Below are 16,959 nucleotides of genomic sequence, written 5' to 3' on the forward strand. Positions count from 1 at the left end.
GCCAGCTTACGCAGCGGCCTCTAGCCCGCGCGGCAGCTTGAACGCGATCGTCTCGCGGGTCGTTTCCTCCTCCCGCTCGGTCACGTCGAAGCGCGTCGACAGCCGGTCGACCAGTTCGCGCACCAGCAACTCGGGGGCGGAAGCGCCCGCGGTGACGCCCAGCGTGCCGACCCCGTCGAGGAACGCCCAGTCGAGATCGGCGGCACGCTGGATCAGCGCGGCGCGGATGCCCTGTCGTTCCGCGACCTCGACCAGCCGCAGCGAGTTGGACGAATTGGGCGCGCCGATCACCAGCACCGCGTCGCATGCACTTGCGATCGCCTTCACCGCCGCCTGCCGGTTGGAGGTGGCGTAGCAGATGTCCTCGCCGTGCGGCGCCTGGATCGTGGGGAAGCGACGGTGCAGCCCGGCGACCATCGCGGCGGTGTCGTCGACCGACAGCGTCGTCTGCGTGAGGAACGCAAGGTTCGCGGGATCGGCGGGCGTCAGCGCCTCGACGTCGGCGACCGTCTCGACCAGCGTCATCGCGCCCTCGGGGACCTGGCCGAACGTGCCGATCACTTCCGGGTGACCGACGTGGCCGATGAACACGATGTGGCGCCCGGCAGCGACCAGCCGTTCGGCCTGCCGATGCACCTTGGAGACGAGCGGGCAGGTGGCATCGAGATAGTCGAGTCCACGGTTCTGCGCCTCGGCCGGCACCGACTTGGGCACACCGTGGGCGGAGAAGACGACGGGCGCGCCATCGGGCACCTCGGTCAATTCCTCGACGAACACCGCGCCCTTCGCCTTCAGCGAATCGACCACGAACTTGTTGTGGACGATTTCGTGCCGGACATAGACCGGTGCGCCGTGCTTCTCGATCGCGAGCTCGACGATCCGGATCGCCCGGTCGACCCCGGCGCAGAAGCCGCGCGGAGCGGCAATCAGCAGTTCCAGCGGGCGGCGCCGCACCGGCCCGGTCCCGGGCATCGTCCCGGGCGCGGCTTCGGGCACGGGCGCGGCAGGGTGGTCGGCGGCGGCGGTCACGTTCGGGATATCGGCCATGCGCCGGCTCTACGCGAATGCTTGCTCCGGCGATAGACGGTTCCTATGCTGGCGACGACCCGGGGCCGTCATGCGGCGCCGTATCGCCTCTTGCCCATTACCCCGGGATTGTGTTCGTGAACGCTCGCTATATCGCTGCTCCGCTGGTCCTCTTGCTCGTGGCCGGTTGCGCGCGCAGCGGGGAGATCGATACCTCCGGGGGGGTCGGCATCACCGCCGTCCGCTCGGCCTGTCCCACGGTCGGTGTGCCCGCCGGCACCGGCGACATTACGATGTTCGATCCGCCCGCCAGCCGCGCCGCCGCCGCGATCGACGTCGTCGCGACGATCAGCAACGTGCGATCCACCTGCGACGATCAGGGTGCCGAGGTGTCGACGCGCGTCACGTTCGACGTGCGCGCGCGCCGTACCCGCACCGACGGTCCACGCGATGTGACCCTGCCGTATTTCATCGTCGTCACGCGCGGCGGCAACGCCGTGGTCGCCAAGCGCGTGTCGCAGGTCGGGCTGCACTTCGACGCCGGGCAGGGGCTGGCCACCACCAGCGCCGAGGCGAGCAGTTCGATCGCGCGCACTGCCGCCACATTGCCACAGGAAGTGCGCGACCGCCTGACCCGCCGTCGCAAGGCCGGCGACGAGGATGCCGCGGTCGATCCGCTCGCCGATCCGAAGATTCGCCAGGCGGTGGCGTCGGCGTCGTTCGAGGCGCTGGTCGGCTTCCAGCTGACGCAGGACCAGTTGCGCTACAACGCCACGCGCTGATCCGTTCGGAGCGAACGGATAGTTTTTTCGGCGGTCACCTTTGCGCAATGTTTGGCGGCGTAGAACGCCCGCTGCCGGTGTCTCGACGATGCGGCCTAAGGATTGATGACGTGACAAGCCTGTCCCCGATTGCCAGCTCGATGTCGGTCGCCAGGCCGGTCGCGCCCGCTGGCGCCACCGTGGTACAGGCACCGACCACGCCGGTCGCCGCCACTGCCAAGGTCGCCGCCCCCGCGCAGGACGCCAGCACGCGCTCGACCGGCAGCCTGATGCGCACCGCCAGCGAGCAGCTCGATCAATTCGACCGCGTCATGGAAAAGCTGCGCTCCAGCATGGCGGCAGGCGCGGTGACTTACGGTGGCGGGCCGTCGATGGGGCAGGGCCAGATCATCGATCGGCTGGCGTAACGCCCACGTCGTCGCGGTGCTCGTCGCAGCACGGGACTTGCCCCGGTGGCGCGCATCGCTACGGAACGAAGCGTGACCGATGAGGACCGCCTGATCTCGCCCGCGCGCCGCGTCGAGGATGTCGACGCCGCGCTGCGCCCGAAGACGCTCGACGATTTCGTCGGGCAGAAGGCCGCGCGCGAGAATCTGCGGGTGTTCATCCAGGCGGCGAAGAGCCGCGGTGAGGCGCTCGATCACGTGCTCTTTTTCGGACCGCCCGGGCTCGGCAAGACCACATTGGCGCAGATCGTCGCGCGCGAGATGGGCGTGGGCTTCCGCGCGACGTCGGGTCCGGTCATCGCCAAGTCGGGCGATCTCGCCGCCTTGCTGACCAATCTCGAGGATGGCGACGTCCTCTTCATCGACGAGATCCATCGCCTGCAACCCGCCGTCGAGGAGGTGCTCTACCCCGCGATGGAGGATCGCGCGCTCGACCTGATGATCGGCGAGGGGCCGTCGGCGCGCAGCGTGCGGATCGACCTGCCACGCTTCACCTTGGTCGGAGCGACGACACGGCAGGGATTGTTGACGACGCCGCTGCGCGACCGTTTCGGCATCCCGGTGCGGCTGCAATTCTACACCGTCGACGAACTGGAACGCGTCGTATTGCGTGCGGCACAGTTGCTCGAACTCGGCATCGCGCGCGACGGCGCGGTCGAGATCGCACGCCGCGCGCGCGGCACGCCGCGCATCGCCGGCCGGCTGCTGCGGCGGGTGCGCGATTTCGCGAACGTCGCGAACGTGGCCGTCGTCGACGCGACCGTCGCGGACCGTGCGCTGGATCGGCTGGAGGTCGACCGGCTCGGGCTTGATGCGATGGACCGTCGCTATCTCATGATGATCGCCGACATCTATCGTGGTGGCCCGGTCGGCGTCGAAACGCTGGCGGCTGGCCTGAGCGAGCCGCGTGACACCGTCGAGGAAGTGATCGAGCCGTATCTGATCCAGCTCGGGCTGGTCGCGCGCACTGCGCGTGGCCGCGTGCTCAACGCGGGCGGGTGGAAGCACCTCGGGCTCAACCCGCCGGCCGGTTCTCAGGACGGGCTGTTCGACCAGTAGGAAGCGGCGGCGTCGTGCCGCTATCCCGGCGGCGGTGATTGTGGGAGAGGTGCGCTCTCGATGACGATACGGGACGAAACGATGCGATCGATGACGGCATTTCGTAGCGCGCTGGTCGCGGCGGCGCTGATGGCGTGCGGGCTCTCCGCGCCTCTGCTGGCGCAGACGCATTTCGAAGGCGCCGGGCAGGAATCGAGCATCGACTGCGACGATGGCGAGGCGCATATCACCGGCGCCAGCAACCGGATCACCGTCGATGGCCCGTGCCGGTTGCTGTCGGTGGAGGGTGCCGGCAATATCGTCAGCGTCGATCTGGCCGAGAAGGCGGCGATCCGCGTTGTCGGCAGCAGCAACCACATCACGTGGCGCGCACCCGGCCAGGCCCGACCGCGCGTCAGCAGCACCGGCGCCGGCAACAGCATCCGCCGCGCGCAATGATCGTGGACGGAGGGGGCTGCGGCGAGGGTGGGGGCGAACCGCTCCCGCCGCGCGATCAGTCCCCGCGCCGGTAACGCGCGTCGAACTCGGCGTCCGACATCACGAGATAGCGGATCGTGTCGATCAGCGCCCATAATCCGGTGAAGAGCAGGCCGACGACCGTGATCGTCAGCACCAGCATCACGATCCCCGATTTGGTCCGGCCGAGATAGAAGCGGTGCACGCCCAGCGTGCCGAGCACGAACGCCAGTGCGGCGGCGACATATTTGTTGCGGTCGTTGCCGTGCCGCACCTGCGGGCCGACCGTGGCCGGCGCGAGTGTCGGCGGCGCGACGAGCGGGAAGATGTTGAGCGCGCGTGCGCCCGAGGTCTCGAAATCGACCGATTGGCCGATCACCGGCTCGCCGCGCTGCGTCCAGTCCTCGGGCAGGAACGTGTAGCGCTGACCATCGTCGCCGGCGACCAGGCCGTGCCCGCTCCGCGCATCCACGCCCAATACCTGACCTCGCATCGTGCCGTTCCTTCGAATTCCTGCGACATGCCTGAACATCGCGGCGGCGATTCTGGCAAGGATCGGTGCGCGAATACACCCGACAAAAATATATTGCTGCGTGGCACCCAGGCCACAGGTCTGATAGCCACGCCGGCATGCCCGTGTCCGCCGCCCGCTCCGCCCGCGATATCCTGGTCAACCTTCACGATGTGATGGCGGCGCGCTCGAACGCGCAGGCCAAGCTGAATTCGGTCGTGGAGATCATCGGCGAGGCGCTCGATAGCGAGGTCTGCTCGATCTACCTGCTGCGCGAGGGCGTGCTGGAGCTGTTCGCGACCCGCGGGCTGGACCCCGCCGCGGTCCACGTCACGAAGCTGGCGCTCGGCGAGGGGCTGGTCGGTATGATCGCGCAGCATAGTGAGGTGCTGAACCTCGACGAAGCCGCCAGCCATCCCGATTTCGCCTACAAGCCGGAGACCGGCGAGGATCGCTATCACAGCTTCGCCGGCGTGCCGATCATCCGTCGCGAACGCGCGGTCGGCGTGCTCGCGGTGCAGCATGCCGATCCGCGCCGCTACGAGGATGTCGAGATCGAGGCGTTGCAGACCGTCGCGATGGTGCTGAGCGAATTGATCGCCAACGCCGGGCTGATCGATCAGGGCGGCCCGCGCGATCGTCCGCAATCGACCGCGCCGACGCGCATCGCCGGGCAGAAGCTGGTGGACGGCATGGCGGCGGGCTGCGCCGTCTTCCACCAGCCGCGGATCCATATCGAGCACACCGTGGCCGAGGATACCGAGGCGGAGCGCCACCGTGTCTACGCGGCGTTCGACAAGATGCGCGAGCAGATCGACCGCATCGCGCGCGAGGCCGAGTTCGGGGTGGGTGACGAGCATCAGGAGGTGATCGCCACCTACAAGATGTTCGCCTATGACGAGGGCTGGGCACGGCGCATCAACGAGGCGATCGACAGCGGGCTGACGGCCGAGGCGGCGATCGAGCGCGTCCAGCAGCGCACGCGGCAGCGGATGCGGCAGATCGACGATCCCTTGCTGGCGGACCGGATGCACGATCTGGAGGATCTATCGAACCGGCTGTTGCGGATCGTCTCCGGTCAGATGGGCACCGCGGCGCAGATGGGCCTCCGGCAGGACACGATCCTGATCGCACGCAACCTCGGTCCGGCGGAGTTGCTGGAATATGACCGCCGCCGCCTGAAGGGGGTGGTGCTGGAGGAGGGCTCCCTGACCGCGCACGTCACGATCGTGGCGCGTGCGATGGGCGTGCCGGTGCTCGGCCGTGTCCGCGACGTCCGCCGGTTGATCGCGGAGGGCGACCTGCTGCTGCTCGACGTGACCGAGGGCACGCTGACGGTGCGCCCGACGACCGGGATGGAAGAGGCGTTCGACGCCAAGCTCGAGACGCGGCAGAAGCGCAAGGCCGCCTATGCCGCACTGCGAGACGTGGCACCGGAGACGAAAGACGGTCATCGCGTCACCGTGATGGTAAATGCGGGTCTGCGCGACGATGTCGCGGCACTGGACGTCACCGGTGCGGACGGAATCGGTCTTTTCCGCACCGAATTCCAGTTTTTGGTTTCTGCCACGCTGCCTCAGCGCGAGCGGCAGCAGCGCCTCTACCGCGAGGTGCTCGACGCGGCTGGCGCACGCCCGGTGATCTTCCGCACGGTCGACATCGGCGGCGATAAGGCATTGCCGTACCTGATTAATGCCGAGGATGAGGAAAATCCGGCGATGGGCTGGCGCGCGCTGCGGCTCGCGCTGGAGCGCGATGGCTTGATGAAGGCGCAGGCGCGCGCGCTGCTGGAGGCGGCGGCTGGCCGCACGCTCAACGTCATGTTCCCCATGGTATCAGAGGCTTGGGAGTTTGACGAAGCGCGCGCGCTGGTTGAGAAGCAGCGTGATTTTCTCGCCGGGCGTGGCAAGCGGCTGCCGCTGGAGGTTCGCTACGGCGCGATGCTGGAGGTGCCGGCGCTCGCCTTCCAGCTCGACCTGCTGCTGCCGAACGTCGACTTTCTTTCCATTGGCACCAACGACTTGACCCAGTTCCTCTTCGCCGCGGACCGCGCCAACCCGAAGCTGGCCGAGCGCTACGACTGGCTGTCGGCGTCGATCCTGCGTTTCTTGCGTCTTGTCGCGATACCCGCTGCGCAGGCCGGGGTGCCACTGGGCGTCTGTGGCGAGATGGGTGGGCGCCCGCTTGAGGCTATGGCGTTGATCGGGATCGGAATCGACCGGCTGTCGATCACCCCGGCGGCGGTCGGACCGGTCAAGGCGATGATCCGCTCGCTCGATCGCGCTGCGATCACCGCGTTCATGGAGCCGTTGCTGGCGAACCCGCCGCGCGACATTCGCGGCGTACTGACGCGCTGGGCCGCGGAGCACGGCGTCGAACTGGCGTAACGATCGGACGGCCCGAAACGGCGGACGCGAGCGGGATCGGTTGACACTCCGGTGCCGCTTTGAAAGACGATGCGAACGAAAAGCGGAAACACGCCCGGGTCGGAGACAGGAATGAGCGAAGGCGAGCAACCCGCACGGGAAACGACCACGGCCGGTGCCGCGATGCCCGGTACGGTGGGCGGTCGACTGCGTGCCGCCCGCGAGGCGCAGGGATTATCGGTGGCGGAAGTCGCCGCGCGCACCCGTGTGACACAGCGCTTCCTCGAGGCGCTGGAGGACGACCGGCTCGATCTGCTGCCGTCGCCGACCTATGCTTCAGGTTTTGCGCGCGCTTATGCCCGCGCGGTCGGGCTCGACCAGGCCGAGATCGGGCGCGGGATCCGCAGCGAACTGGCACGCGGCGCGATGCCGATGCGTCAGCACCATATCGAAGAGATTGCCGATCCTTCCCGAGGGCCGTCGCGCGGGTTGGTCATCGTCGCGGCGGGGATCGCGCTCGCCGTGCTGGTGCTCGGCGTGTTGTGGCTGTCGACCGGCATGTTCCGGGGGACGCAGGAAGCGCCGGAGGCGGCGGGTGCCAGCCCTTCGGTCGTCGCACGCAGCGCGCCAGTCCCGCCGCCAACGCCGACGCCGCAGCTCGGCAAGGTGGTGCTGACCGCGAAGAACGAAGTCTGGATGCGTGTCTATGACGGTGCGAACGCCACATTGTTCACCGGCACGCTTCAGCCCGGCCAGACCTTCGAGGTGCCCGCCGGCGCGGATCGCCCGATGCTCAACATCGGCCGCCCCGACCAGCTGTCGATCACCGTCGACGGCCGCGCACTCCCGCCGCTTGGTGACGGCAAGCGGGCGATGAAGGACGTTGGCGTCAGCGCGCCGGCGCTCGCGACGCGCTTCTCCGCGACCCCGGCGCCCGGCGCGGCGCCGGCCGGCACCTTGACGCCGCCTGCCTCCCAGCCGGCGGCGACCGCCGCACAGTGACGGGCTGCTTCATGCTGGCGACAGCGATGTTCGACGAAGGTAGGTCCGGTGCCGCGACGCATCGGGGAGTGAGATGATGACGAGATATCTGCTGGGCGCCGCCGTCGCCTTGACGCTTGCCAGCCCCGCGCTGGCGCAACGCGATGCGCCGGTCGGAGCACGCGTCGACAAGCTTGAAAGCGAAATGCGCGCGGTGCAGCGTAAGGTGTTTCCGGGCGGCGCAGGGATGATGGTCGAGCCGCAGATCGCACCAAGCGCACCGAACCCGGTAGAGGCGGCAGGCGTTCCCGCCAGCGGTGCGATCACGGATCTTTCGGCGCGGGTCACGTCGCTTGAGCAGCAACTGGCATCGATGACCGGGCAGATCGAGCAGGGCCAGTATCGCTTGCGCCAGCTCGAGGACCAGTTTGCCGAATACCGCAAGGCGACCGACGCGAAGCTCGCTGCGCCACCCGCCGCTACCCCGGTGCAGCCAGTCGGTGGTCCGGACGTGACCGTGCCGGAGGCACCCGAGCCCGCCGGCGACAAGTCGGCGGCGAACTCCGCGAACGTCACCAGGCCAAGCACCGGCGATGGCGCGGAAGACGGCTACCTCTACGGCTTCCGGCTTTGGGAAGCGAAACGCTACGGGGATGCCGTGACTGCGCTGAAAAAGGTCGTTGCCGATTATCCCAAAAGTCGTCGCGCCAGCTATGCGCAGAACCTGATCGGCCGCGCCTATCTCGATGATGGCAAGCCGAGCCTCGCCTCGATTGCTTTCTACGACAATTACAAGAAGTTCCCGGACGGTGAGCGCGCGCCCGACAGCCTGTATTATCTCGGAAGCGCCCTGGTGAAACTCGATAAGGCTGCCGACGCCTGCAAGGTTTATGGCGAGCTGGTCGATGTCTATGGTGCAACAATCTCGGCGAAGATGAAGGCGGACGTGGCCAAGGCGCGCGTCGCCGCCAAGTGCAAGTGAGGTGACGTTGCGCCCGCTGCCGACGTCGGCGGTGGCGCGGTTCCGGACCGACGTCGATCGACTGCTCGCGCGTGCGCTAGGCGAGGGCGAGCTAACGCAGGATGTGCGGCTCGCGCTCGCGGTGTCGGGTGGAGCCGACAGCATGGCCATGCTCCGGCTCGCCGCGGCGGCGTTCCCCGGCGGGGTGATCGCGGCTACGGTCGATCATCAACTTCGCGCAGCTGCCGCCGCAGAGGCCGCCTCGGTCGCACGGACCTGCGCCGAGCTCGGCATCGCGCATCAAACTCTTCGTCCTCTCGCGCCGATAACGGGCAACAGCGTCCAGAGGCGCGCACGCGAGGCGCGCTACGCCGCGCTCGCCGAATGGGCGAGGCGTGAGGGCGTGGCTATCCTGCTCACCGCCCACCACGCCGACGATCAGGCTGAAACGTTGCTGATGCGGTTGCAACGCGCTTCCGGGCTCGCGGGTCTATCGGCAATCCGCGCGATCCGCTTCGATGCGTGTGGCGCCGTCATCCGCCCGCTGCTCGGCTGGCAAAGGAGCGAACTGCGTACATTGGTAAAGGACAGTGAGACGCCGTTCGTCGACGATCCCTCCAACGCCGATCCGCGCCATGATCGTACGAAGGTTCGCGCTTTGCTCGCCGATACCCCCGCGCTGAAGCCGGCGGCGCTTGCCGCCTCGGCTGCGTTTCTCGCCGAGGCGGAGGAAGTGGTGGCGCAGGCCGCCGATACGTTATGGTCCCATTGTTGGCACGGCCACGACCGGCCGTTCGCGGTCGCGACAGCGCCGCGCGAACTGCGCCGCCGCTTGTTGCGGCGGGCGCTCACCGAATCGCGCGCGCAACTCGGCGTGGCATCACCGCTTTTTGACGACTCGACCAATGTCGAGGCGCTGCTCGATGCGCTGGCGGCCGGGCGGGGCGCCACGCAAGCCGGTATCCTGGTGCGCCCGACCCGCACCGGCTGGTTATTTCTTGCAGCGCCGCCGCGTCGATCACTCTGACCGGCGTTGTTCCATTGCCATTAACCCGTCTGCGCCTACATTGCAGCGGACGGAAAGGTGGCCGATGAACGACAACGACAGGCAGCCCGGAAACGGCGGCAACGACAATGGTGGTTCGGGCGGTCCTAGCCCATGGATGAAGAGCCTGCTGATCTGGGTCGGCGTGCTGCTATCGCTTGCGGTGGTGGTCACGCTGTTCGACGGCCGCAGCGGCACTGCGCAAGGAAACACGATTGCTTACTCCACCTTCCTCGACAAGGTCGATGAGGGTACGGTCAAGAATGTGAACGTCAGCCGGGACATGATCTCCGGCGCATTCTCGAGCGGCGACAAGTTCCGAACGTATCCGGTGCAGGATTCGGGCCTGATGGACCGCCTTCGCAAGGCTGGCGTCGAGGTTGCGGGCAAGCCTGAGGAAGGGCCATCGGTCTGGATGGTCCTGCTTTACCAATCGTTGCCGTTCCTGCTGTTTCTGGGCATCGCGTTCTTCGTGCTGCGTCAAATGCAGAAGGGCGGCGGCGCCGGCGGCGCGATGGGCTTCGGCAAGAGCCGCGCCAAGGTGCTGACGCAGAAGGAAGGCAAGGTCACCTTTAACGACGTAGCCGGTATCGACGAGGCCCGTGAGGAACTGGTCGAAATCGTCGATTTCCTGAAGGATCCCACGAAGTTCGCACGGTTGGGCGGCAAGATCCCCAAGGGCGCGCTGCTGGTCGGCTCGCCGGGCACCGGCAAGACGCTGCTGGCACGTGCGATTGCCGGAGAAGCCGGCGTGCCGTTCTTCACCATATCGGGCTCGGATTTCGTCGAGATGTTCGTCGGCGTCGGTGCGAGCCGCGTGCGTGACATGTTCGAACAGGCCAAGAAGAGTGCGCCGTGCATCGTCTTCATCGACGAGATCGACGCTGTTGGCCGGCATCGTGGCGCGGGTCTCGGTAACGGCAACGACGAGCGCGAGCAGACGCTCAACCAGTTGCTGGTCGAGATGGACGGCTTCGAGGCCAACGAAGGCATCATCATCGTCGCGGCCACCAACCGCCCCGACGTGCTCGATCCCGCGCTGCTGCGCCCCGGCCGCTTCGACCGGCAGGTGGTTGTGCCGCGCCCGGACATCGACGGTCGCGTGAAGATCCTCGAAGTCCACATGAAGAAGGTGCCGCTGGCTCCCGACGTCGATGCACGCACGATCGCGCGCGGGACGCCCGGATTCTCTGGCGCCGATCTCGCCAATCTGGTCAACGAAGCGGCACTGACGGCGGCCCGCAAGGGCAAGCGTCTGGTGGCTAACGCCGAGTTCGAAGAGGCCAAGGACAAGGTCATGATGGGTGCCGAGCGCCGCAGCATGGTCATGACCGAGGACGAGAAGCGCATGACCGCCTATCATGAGGCCGGCCACGCCATCGTTGCCCTTCACGAGTCAGCGTCCGACCCGATCCACAAGGCGACGATCATACCCCGTGGTCGTGCGCTGGGCATGGTGATGCGCCTGCCGGAACGCGACAGCTACAGCTATCATCGCGACAAGATGTACGCGAACCTTGCGGTAGCGATGGGCGGCCGCGTAGCCGAGGAAGTCATCTTCGGGTACGACAAGGTCTCGAGCGGGGCCTCGGGCGATATTCAGTACGCAACCGGTCTGGCGCGCGACATGGTTACGAAATGGGGTATGTCGGATCGCGTTGGCCCGGTCGAATACGCACAGCCGGAGGGTGAAAGCTTTTTGGGCTATTCGTCGAGCCAGCCGGTCCGCATGTCGAATGCCACGGCGCAGCTGATCGACGACGAGATCAAGGCGATCGTTGAAGGCGGGCTGCACCGCGCCAAGCACGTGCTGACCGAGCACCTCGATCAGCTTCACTCGCTCGCCGGCGCGCTGCTCGAATATGAGACGCTGAGTGGCGACGAGATCAAGCGATTGATCGCGGGTGAGGAAATCGGCCGGATCGACCAAGGGCCAAAGACATCGTCGATGCCGGCGGTCGGCACGTCGATCCCGAAAACCAAGCGTCCATCTGGGCCGTTCGGAAATCCGTCGCCCGCTGGCGCGTGATCCGGTGATGCACGGCTAAACAAAAGACGAGAAGGGCGGCCGGAAGGTCGCCCTTTTTTTACGGGATGCGCGCAGAGCGAGCGCCTTAGATACTAGGGGCGACATTTAGCGCTTCGCGGGCGCCGGACTGCTCGCCGAGTAAGATAATCCATCCATTCGGGCGAACCGCGCCGCCGCGATCGAACGGATTGCTCGCCCCGCTCGTCATTGCGAACATCGCAAAGCAATCCAGCGTTTCGCACGACCCCCAAACTTGCTTCGCTACGCTCGCGATGATGGCGCGCGCAGGAAACCGGCTGAATGTTGGTCGGCTCTAAGATAGAACGAAATATGGGGTAGACATGGCTATAGTGGCCAACCAGCGTGACCGCGCTCGTCACTCATATAATCCTTTGTCATCCTGAATGACGGCGCACAGGCGTGCCCGCGCGATGACGTGATGGAAGCGTTATTTGCTTCCATCGCCGCTGCTCAGCCGGCTGCAGCCACGATCGCGACCCATCCCGCTTCGTCGACGATGCGGATGCCTAGTTCGGCGGCTTTCTTCGCCTTGGATCCTGCTCCCGGCCCGGCGACCAGCAACTCGGTCTTCTTCGACACCGTGCCCGCGACATGCGCTCCCAACGCCTCGGCCTGCGCCTTCGCCTCGTCACGGCTCAGCGTCTCCAGCGTGCCGGTGAAGACCACCGTCTTTCCTGACACTTCCGAGGCCCGTGTCTCGACCACGAACGGCGGCGGCGTCACTTCGGCGAGCAGGTCGTCCCAGACGGTTCGATTATGCGACTCGTGGAAAAAGTCAGCCAGAGCATGCCCCACCGCCGCGCCGACATTCTCGACCCCAATCAGCTCGGCGATTGCCTTGTCGACGCGCGCGCGACGCTTGTCGTCGCTCTCGCCGATCACCGCGATCATGTCCTCACGGAGTGCGATCACCGCCCCCGCCATGGCGGCGATGGCGGGCAACGTGACATAGCGTTTCAGCAGGTCGCGCGCGGTGACGATCCCGATGTGGCGGATGCCGAGCCCAAACAGCAACCGCGCCGCATCGGGCGAACGTCGCGCCTCGATTGCCTCCAACAGCGCGTCGACCGATCTTGCCTGCCATCCCTCGCGCCCCACCAGTGCCTCGCGGTGCGCGGCCAGCCGGAAGATATCCGCGGGCTCGGCGATCCAGCCGAGCGCGACGAACTCCGTCAGCGTCTTTTCGCCCAGCCCGTCGATGTCCAGCGCGCCCCGACTGACGAAATGCTTCAGCCGCTCAAGCCGTTGTGCCGGGCACACCAGCCCGCCGGTGCAGCGCACGTCGACCTCGCCGTCCGCTGCGATTGCCTCGCTGTGGCAGATCGGGCAATGGTCGGGGAAGGAGAATGGCGGCAGTTCACGATCGCGGGGTAACACCTCGACGATCTGTGGGATCACGTCGCCGGCGCGTTGCAGGATCACGCGGTCACCCTCGCGAACGTCGAGCCGCGCGATCTCGTCGCGATTGTGGAGCGTCGCGTTGGTCACCACCACGCCGCCCACCGTTACGGGGGTCAGGCGCGCGACCGGGGTCAGCTTGCCCGTGCGTCCGACCTGGATGTCGATCCGCTCCAGCGTGGTCTGCGCGCGCTCGGCAGGAAATTTGTGCGCGATCGCCCAGCGCGGCGCGCGCCCGATGCTGCCCAGCCGCGCCTGCCAGTCGAGCCGATCGAGCTTGTAGACGACGCCGTCGATATCGAACGGCAGATCGGCTCGCCGCGTTTCGATCGCGCGGTATACTGCCAACGCTCCCGCCGCATCGTCGCACCGCGCGAAAGCATCGGCGATCGGGAAAGCCCAGTCGCGCAGCGCTGCGACCACTGCCGCCTGCGTCCCGCCCGGCACGGCGCTCGCCTCGCCCCACCCATGTGCGAGGAAGCGCAGCGGCCGCGCATTCGTAACGGAAGCATCCTTCTGGCGCAGCGAACCCGCCGCCGCGTTGCGCGGATTGGCGAATTGTCGCGCGTCCTTGCCCGCCATCGCCGCCTCGTCCGCCAGCCGCCGGTTCAGCGCCGCAAACGCTTCCTTTTCCATATAGACCTCGCCACGCACCTCGAACACGTCGGGCGCGGTAGCGGGCAGCATCTCCGGGATGTCGGCGATCGTCCGCACGTTGGCGGTCACGTCTTCACCCACCGCCCCGTCGCCGCGCGTCAGCGCCTGCATCAATCGGCGGCCTTCGTAGCGCAGCGAGCACGACAGTCCGTCGATCTTGGGTTCCGCGGTCAGTGCCACCGGCTCCTCCGCGGAGAGCTTCAGAAACCGCCGCACCCGCGCGACGAACTCCGCAACGTCCTCGTCGGAGAACGCGTTATCGAGGCTCATCATCGGTCGGGCATGCGCGACCTTGGCAAGGTGTCCGGCAGGCGCAGCGCCGACCTGTCGGCTGGGCGAATCAACTCGGACCAGCGTCGGATAGGCGTGCTCGACCGCGGTGTTGCGGCGGACCAGCGCATCATAGTCGGCGTCACTGATCTCGGGCGCGTCGTCGGTATGATACAATCGGTTATGGCGCGCGATCACGGCGGCCAGCCGCTCGAGCTCGGCAGCGGCTTCGATCTCGTTCTCGGGCAGCGGCGTGTCGGTCATCGCGCCGGGTTAGGCAAGCCGCGCGCGACCGTCCAGAGCGTCAGGCGGCAGCCAGGCTTTCGGCGGTCGCATCGGCGAGGCTGGTGCCGTCGAGGATCCGCGCAGTCTCGTCACGGACGCGCATCATCGCCAGCCGGATCGCGCAATCAGCCTCCGACTTGCAATCCTTGCAGGGACGATACGCGGTTCGGCTGACACACGGAACCAGCGCCAGCGGCCCTTCGATCACGCGGATCACTTCGCCAAGCGAGATCAGGTGCGCCGGCCGTGACAGCACGTAGCCGCCCATCTTGCCACGATAGCTGTGCAGCAGTCCGGCATCGCGCAGGTCAGCGAGGATCAGCTCCAGGAATTTGCGCGGTACGTTCGCCTCCGCGGCGATCCGCGTCATCGGGATCGGTGCCGAACCGGCCGGCGCGCTGGCCAGGAACAGCATCGAGCGAAGTGCATAACGGGAACGCTGGGTAAGCATAGCCGACTATATACAGGGATATTGTGGCACGCAAATGGCGCGATGCCCTTTCCCAGCCGACGCATATGGCCTATATGACGTTCGTCGGGTTCTACCCGGCTATGGCGATAAACTGCGGCGTAGACTAGACGCAGCGGACCCGGGGGCGGTACCCGGCGGCTCCACCACCGCAGCTGCGCTGAGAGGCGAAGCTACGCTGACGGGGCCGAACTAGGATCGACGTGTGTTGAAAGGCGCTGTTTTCGCTCGGAATGGGACCACCGCAACGGCCCATTACACAAGTGCCAACGATAACGAAGCACTCGCGATTGCGGCGTAACTGAGGGCCTAACGGCCTGACGTTACACCAAAATAGCGCGGTTGGACCCCACCGGGCAACAGAAGGGACTCCAGCGGTTCGGGGAGCACCGGGCAACAGAAGCTCCCCACTCACCCTCGTCTGTTCACCAGAACGCGCTGTGCGCCAATAGCATGGCGCGGGCTGTGGTAGGCTGCGGATCGCGGCAGGCGATGTCGATCGCTCGGCGCGTTGCAACCAGCGTCCCGTCGTGGACGGTAATAGCGAGCCAATCGATTCGGTCGTGAGCGAGCCAAGGCTGGCGGGACATGACGCCCGCGCGCCGAAAACCCATCACATTTGATCGGCTTGCTGGCCTTGGCGCAAGAGTCGCATCAGCGTCGCTGGAAAGCCGGTAAGCTGTACCATCGCGATGGCAGCGGCGTGCTCTGCGATCGATCGATCTCGCCGACGTTCGTTACGCCGGTTGGCGCTTGTAGCGAGTAAGTCGAAGCGCGGCGGATGGCCGTTCGGCGGCAACCCGTCTCCATCTGCGCTCTCGTCGTTTACGTCCCATGGGCCCGATTAGATTGTATCTAGGCGACCTTCAGAACTTGCGCGCATCAACCGCGTCGGTCGTCGCGCAGACCCGTGGCACATGGGCCGGACAAGCGGATGTGGTGCAGCGTCACGGCATAGCGCAGCTTGAAAAAAGTCGGCGGCTCGTGGAAGCAGTAGAAGGTTGATCTCCGACGGCTCAGCACACTGCGCCCGTCACCATCGCAAACCGGCAAATTCGCGCGCCCGTGTGGCTGACGGCCGCAAAATAGGGGCGCGCCGATCAACCGGCGCGCCGCCCCATATCAGTCGTCGCCGAGCAGCGAGGATTTGCGTGGGATCGTTTCCTCGCTCGGCTGCCCCTTGTCGAGCGTATCCGATGGGCGGCGTGCGTCGCCGTCACGCTGGTGCTCCGTCGAAAGGTTCGGCCGCTCGGTCTCGGTGGTCGGGCGAATATCGTCCTTGTCCATGCATCGTCTCCTTCGATGTCCCGAACGGATCGAATCGAGACGACGTTCCCGATGCGTCCGGCAGGCCGTGATCGTGCACGAACGAACCGTTCCGAATGGGCGTGACGAGCATTGCCGCTTACCCGTCGATGCTTACCCCCAGCGAAGCGTTGACCAGCCCGCCGTCCACCGCGATCGTCTCGCCGATCACGTAATCGCCCGCGCGGCTCGCCAGATAGATGGCGGTGCCGGCCATATCCTCGTCGAGGCCGATCCGCTTCGCCGGGATCGACTTGGCGACTGCATCGCCGTGATCGCGTGCCGCACGGTTCATCTCGCTGGCGAACGCGCCGGGCGCGATCGAGGTGACGTTGATGCCGTCGCGCACCAGCCGTGCGGCCAGCCGTTTGGTCAGATAGATCAGCGCCGATTTCGACGCGTGATAGCTGTACGTCTCCCACGGGTTCAGCCGCAACCCGTCAACCGAGGTGATATTGATGACCTTGGCGGGCGCGCCGTGCGATGCTCCGGCCTTCAACAGTCCATGCAGCGCCTGCGTCAGAAAGAACGGCGACTTGACGTTCAGGTCCATCACCTTGTCCCAGCCCGCCTCCGGGAACTCCTCGAACGCCACGCCCCATGCCGCGCCGGCATTGTTGACGAGGATGTCCAGCCGCTCCTCACGTTCCGCCACCGCCGCCGCCAGTGCGCGGCACCCATCGACGGTCGCCACGTCCTGCGGCAGCGCGATGCAGTTCGGCCCCAGCGCCGCGGCGGTTTCCTCACACGCCGCGGCCTTGCGGCTGGAGACGTAGACGCGCGCGCCCTGGGCTACGAAGCCCGCCGCGATCATGCGGCCGATCCCGCGGCTGCCGCCGGTGACCAGGGCGACTCGGCCGTCCAGCCGGAACAGGTTGGTCGTATCCATCAG

15 protein-coding genes and 1 other RNA gene are annotated in these 16,959 nt (G+C 66.8%); 10 read left to right on the forward strand and 6 right to left on the reverse strand.

The window, feature by feature from the left end:
* Positions 1 to 6: 6 nt before the first annotated feature.
* The gene (gene ispH / locus SPHPHY_RS0107935) at positions 7 to 972 is read right to left on the reverse strand and encodes a 4-hydroxy-3-methylbut-2-enyl diphosphate reductase (protein WP_028056634.1); all 966 of its coding nucleotides are present in this window, start codon (positions 970 to 972) and stop codon (positions 7 to 9) included.
* A 182-nt stretch (positions 973 to 1,154) separates the two neighbouring features.
* Here ispH and SPHPHY_RS0107940 point away from each other — a divergent pair, with 182 nt between their 5' ends.
* The 4 genes from SPHPHY_RS0107940 to SPHPHY_RS19730 all read left to right on the forward strand — a co-directional run bounded on the left by SPHPHY_RS0107940 (position 1,155) and on the right by SPHPHY_RS19730 (position 3,751).
* The gene (locus SPHPHY_RS0107940) at positions 1,155 to 1,808 is read left to right on the forward strand and encodes a hypothetical protein (protein ID WP_419554970.1); all 654 of its coding nucleotides are present in this window, start codon (positions 1,155 to 1,157) and stop codon (positions 1,806 to 1,808) included.
* Positions 1,809 to 1,918: 110 nt separating this feature from the next.
* On the forward strand, positions 1,919 to 2,215 hold the full coding sequence (locus SPHPHY_RS0107945; RefSeq protein ID WP_156025067.1) for a hypothetical protein: 297 nt from the start codon (positions 1,919 to 1,921) through the stop codon (positions 2,213 to 2,215).
* 72 nt (positions 2,216 to 2,287) lie between these two features.
* A complete protein-coding gene (gene ruvB / locus SPHPHY_RS0107950) occupies positions 2,288 to 3,313 on the forward strand; it encodes a Holliday junction branch migration DNA helicase RuvB (RefSeq protein ID WP_022686152.1) in 1,026 nt (341 codons plus the stop codon).
* 90 nt (positions 3,314 to 3,403) lie between these two features.
* Positions 3,404 to 3,751, forward strand: a complete 348-nt coding sequence (locus SPHPHY_RS19730) for a DUF3060 domain-containing protein (protein ID WP_196802146.1) — start codon at positions 3,404 to 3,406, stop codon at positions 3,749 to 3,751.
* Between the two features lie 55 nt (positions 3,752 to 3,806).
* On the opposite strand, the gene SPHPHY_RS0107960 is transcribed toward SPHPHY_RS19730, so the two are convergent.
* A complete protein-coding gene (locus SPHPHY_RS0107960; protein ID WP_028056636.1) occupies positions 3,807 to 4,262 on the reverse strand; it encodes a TM2 domain-containing protein in 456 nt (151 codons plus the stop codon).
* Positions 4,263 to 4,399: 137 nt separating this feature from the next.
* Between SPHPHY_RS0107960 and ptsP the strand changes: the two genes are divergently transcribed.
* The 5 genes from ptsP to ftsH all read left to right on the forward strand — a co-directional run bounded on the left by ptsP (position 4,400) and on the right by ftsH (position 11,662).
* Positions 4,400 to 6,667 carry a phosphoenolpyruvate--protein phosphotransferase gene (gene ptsP / locus SPHPHY_RS0107965; protein ID WP_022686155.1) on the forward strand — a complete coding sequence of 756 codons (2,268 nt, stop codon included), beginning with the start codon at positions 4,400 to 4,402 and terminating at the stop codon, positions 6,665 to 6,667.
* Positions 6,668 to 6,778: 111 nt separating this feature from the next.
* Positions 6,779 to 7,648 carry a helix-turn-helix domain-containing protein gene (locus tag SPHPHY_RS0107970; RefSeq protein WP_022686156.1) on the forward strand — a complete coding sequence of 290 codons (870 nt, stop codon included), beginning with the start codon at positions 6,779 to 6,781 and terminating at the stop codon, positions 7,646 to 7,648.
* A gap of 76 nt (positions 7,649 to 7,724) precedes the next feature.
* Entirely contained in the window at positions 7,725 to 8,609 is an 885-nt protein-coding gene (locus SPHPHY_RS0107975; protein WP_156025068.1) for a tetratricopeptide repeat protein, read from the forward strand.
* Position 8,610: 1 nt separating this feature from the next.
* On the forward strand, positions 8,611 to 9,615 hold the full coding sequence (gene tilS, locus SPHPHY_RS0107980; protein ID WP_022686158.1) for a tRNA lysidine(34) synthetase TilS: 1,005 nt from the start codon (positions 8,611 to 8,613) through the stop codon (positions 9,613 to 9,615).
* Between the two features lie 64 nt (positions 9,616 to 9,679).
* Positions 9,680 to 11,662: an ATP-dependent zinc metalloprotease FtsH gene (gene ftsH / locus SPHPHY_RS0107985; RefSeq protein WP_022686159.1), complete on the forward strand. Its 1,983-nt coding sequence runs from the start codon at positions 9,680 to 9,682 to the stop codon at positions 11,660 to 11,662.
* A gap of 471 nt (positions 11,663 to 12,133) precedes the next feature.
* Here ftsH and ligA read toward each other — a convergent pair whose 3' ends face one another.
* Complete coding sequence (gene ligA, locus SPHPHY_RS0107990; RefSeq protein ID WP_022686160.1) at positions 12,134 to 14,272, reverse strand: NAD-dependent DNA ligase LigA; 2,139 nt, start codon at positions 14,270 to 14,272, stop codon at positions 12,134 to 12,136.
* Between the two features lie 40 nt (positions 14,273 to 14,312).
* On the reverse strand, positions 14,313 to 14,744 hold the full coding sequence (locus SPHPHY_RS0107995; protein ID WP_022686161.1) for an RrF2 family transcriptional regulator: 432 nt from the start codon (positions 14,742 to 14,744) through the stop codon (positions 14,313 to 14,315).
* 44 nt (positions 14,745 to 14,788) lie between these two features.
* Between SPHPHY_RS0107995 and ssrA the strand changes: the two genes are divergently transcribed.
* Positions 14,789 to 15,174: a transfer-messenger RNA gene (ssrA, locus tag SPHPHY_RS21370) on the forward strand.
* A gap of 710 nt (positions 15,175 to 15,884) precedes the next feature.
* Here the strand turns inward: ssrA and SPHPHY_RS22260 are convergent.
* Both SPHPHY_RS22260 and SPHPHY_RS0108015 read right to left on the reverse strand, forming a co-directional pair.
* The gene (locus tag SPHPHY_RS22260) at positions 15,885 to 16,049 is read right to left on the reverse strand and encodes a hypothetical protein (protein WP_022686164.1); all 165 of its coding nucleotides are present in this window, start codon (positions 16,047 to 16,049) and stop codon (positions 15,885 to 15,887) included.
* A gap of 118 nt (positions 16,050 to 16,167) precedes the next feature.
* The gene (locus SPHPHY_RS0108015; protein WP_022686165.1) at positions 16,168 to 16,956 is read right to left on the reverse strand and encodes an SDR family oxidoreductase; all 789 of its coding nucleotides are present in this window, start codon (positions 16,954 to 16,956) and stop codon (positions 16,168 to 16,170) included.
* Positions 16,957 to 16,959: the final 3 nt, after the last annotated feature.

The organism is Sphingomonas phyllosphaerae 5.2 (assembly GCF_000419605.1).
Taxonomy (GTDB): Bacteria; Pseudomonadota; Alphaproteobacteria; order Sphingomonadales; family Sphingomonadaceae; genus Sphingomonas; species Sphingomonas phyllosphaerae_B.